Annotated in this window: 1 protein-coding gene; it reads left to right on the plus strand. The window is 38.0% G+C overall.

What is annotated here, in order from left to right; genetic code table 11:
- Nucleotides 1-248 (plus strand): hypothetical protein (locus tag M2R48_RS07335; RefSeq protein ID WP_262085610.1); only part of this gene is annotated, 248 nt, incomplete at its 5' end.
- Nucleotides 249-263 lie beyond the last annotated feature (15 nt).

Consider the following 263-nt stretch of genomic DNA (forward strand, 5'->3'; position numbering starts at 1 on the left):
AGATTTTATTTAAACAATATCGCCATCACGCTGAGAATTTGATGACAGATGACAGCATTGAGTACAAATTTAAGATTGGGGATTTAGTGGTTTTACTTTACCCCATTCAGGATGTGCAGGTGAGGACAGTGGATGAAATACCGCACCCTCAATATCTGGTCTTAGATGGATATCGGCATATCTACCATACTGACTTTATTCGTCTTGCAACGTTTGACGAAATTAAGCTGAGTTATCGCATCGACTAAATACCATTTAAACAT

This window comes from Acinetobacter sp. I-MWF (assembly GCF_025433935.1).
In the GTDB taxonomy this organism is placed as follows: Bacteria; Pseudomonadota; Gammaproteobacteria; order Pseudomonadales; family Moraxellaceae; genus Acinetobacter; species Acinetobacter guillouiae.